Origin of the sequence: Lonsdalea quercina subsp. quercina (genome assembly GCF_000688655.1) — a bacterium.
In the GTDB taxonomy this organism is placed as follows: Bacteria; Pseudomonadota; Gammaproteobacteria; order Enterobacterales; family Enterobacteriaceae; genus Lonsdalea; species Lonsdalea quercina.
This window is the reverse complement of sequence record NZ_JIBO01000028.1, coordinates 1-1,569: the sequence shown is the minus strand read 5'-3', so window position 1 is coordinate 1,569 and position 1,569 is coordinate 1. Positions and strand designations below refer to the sequence as shown.

General features: G+C 54.4%; 1 tRNA gene and 3 rRNA genes. All 4 read left to right on the top strand.

The features are described 5' to 3' along the window. Positions 1–1,098 (top strand): 23S ribosomal RNA (locus RZ35_RS16810); the annotation flags it as partial. A gap of 106 nt (positions 1,099–1,204) precedes the next feature. Continuing rightward, positions 1,205–1,320 (top strand): 5S ribosomal RNA (rrf, locus tag RZ35_RS16805). 16 nt (positions 1,321–1,336) lie between these two features. Beyond that, positions 1,337–1,412 (top strand) — tRNA-Thr (locus RZ35_RS16800). A 42-nt stretch (positions 1,413–1,454) separates the two neighbouring features. Further along, positions 1,455–1,569 (top strand): 5S ribosomal RNA (gene rrf / locus RZ35_RS16795); the annotation flags it as partial.

The following is a 1,569-nucleotide window of genomic DNA, read 5'->3' as shown; positions in this document are numbered from 1 at the left end:
AAGTGGACGTATACGGTGTGACGCCTGCCCGGTGCCGGAAGGTTAATTGATGGGGTCAGCCGCAAGGCGAAGCTCTTGATCGAAGCCCCGGTAAACGGCGGCCGTAACTATAACGGTCCTAAGGTAGCGAAATTCCTTGTCGGGTAAGTTCCGACCTGCACGAATGGCGTAATGATGGCCAGGCTGTCTCCACCCGAGACTCAGTGAAATTGAACTCGCTGTGAAGATGCAGTGTACCCGCGGCAAGACGGAAAGACCCCGTGAACCTTTACTATAGCTTGACACTGAACCTTGAGCCTTGATGTGTAGGATAGGTGGGAGGCTTTGAAGTGTGGACGCCAGTCTGCATGGAGCCAACCTTGAAATACCACCCTTTAATGTTTGATGTTCTAACGTGGGCCCCTGACCGGGGTTGCGGACAGTGTCTGGTGGGTAGTTTGACTGGGGCGGTCTCCTCCCAAAGAGTAACGGAGGAGCACGAAGGTTAGCTAATCCTGGTCGGACATCAGGAGGTTAGTGCAAAGGCATAAGCTAGCTTGACTGCGAGAGTGACGGCTCGAGCAGGTGCGAAAGCAGGTCTTAGTGATCCGGTGGTTCTGAATGGAAGGGCCATCGCTCAACGGATAAAAGGTACTCCGGGGATAACAGGCTGATACCGCNCAAGAGTTCATATCGNCGGCGGTGTTTGGCACCTCGATGTCGGCTCATCACATCCTGGGGCTGAAGTAGGTCCCAAGGGTACGGCTGTTCGCCGTTTAAAGTGGTACGCGAGCTGGGTTTAGAACGTCGTGAGACAGTTCGGTCCCTATCTGCCGTGGGCGTTGGAAGATTGAGGGGGGTTGCTCCTAGTACGAGAGGACCGGAGTGAACGCACCACTGGTGTTCGGGTTGTCATGCCAATGGCATTGCCCGGTAGCTAAGTGCGGAAGAGATAACCGCTGAAAGCATCTAAGCGGGAAACTTGCCCCAAGATGAGTCTTCCCTGGGACTTTAAGTCCCCTGAAGGGCCGTTGAAGACGACGACGTAGATAGGCTGGATGTGTAAGCGTAGCGATACGTTGAGCTAACCAGTACTAATGACCCGAGAGGCTTAACCTTACAACACCGAAGGNGTTTTTAGAGAGACGAGATTCAGCTTGTTCAAAGATTGGTTCTGGTGGTTGCACGGGAAGAGAGTGTAACGGCTGGAATGAAACAGAATTTGCCTGGCGGCGATAGCGCGGTGGTCCCACCTGACCCCATGCCGAACTCAGCAGTGAAACGCCGTAGCGCCGATGGTAGTGTGGGGTCTCCCCATGTGAGAGTAGGGAACTGCCAGGCATTAAAATTTTGGTGCGCTGATATGGCTCAGTTGGTAGAGCGCACCCTTGGTAAGGGTGAGGTCCCCAGTTCGACTCTGGGTATCAGCACCACCTCTTAGATAAAGAAGATGTTCGGCGATTTAAAAGAATTTGCCTGGCGGCGATAGCGCGGTGGTCCCACCTGACCCCATGCCGAACTCAGCAGTGAAACGCCGTAGCGCCGATGGTAGTGTGGGGTCTCCCCATGTGAGAGTAGNGAACTGCCAGG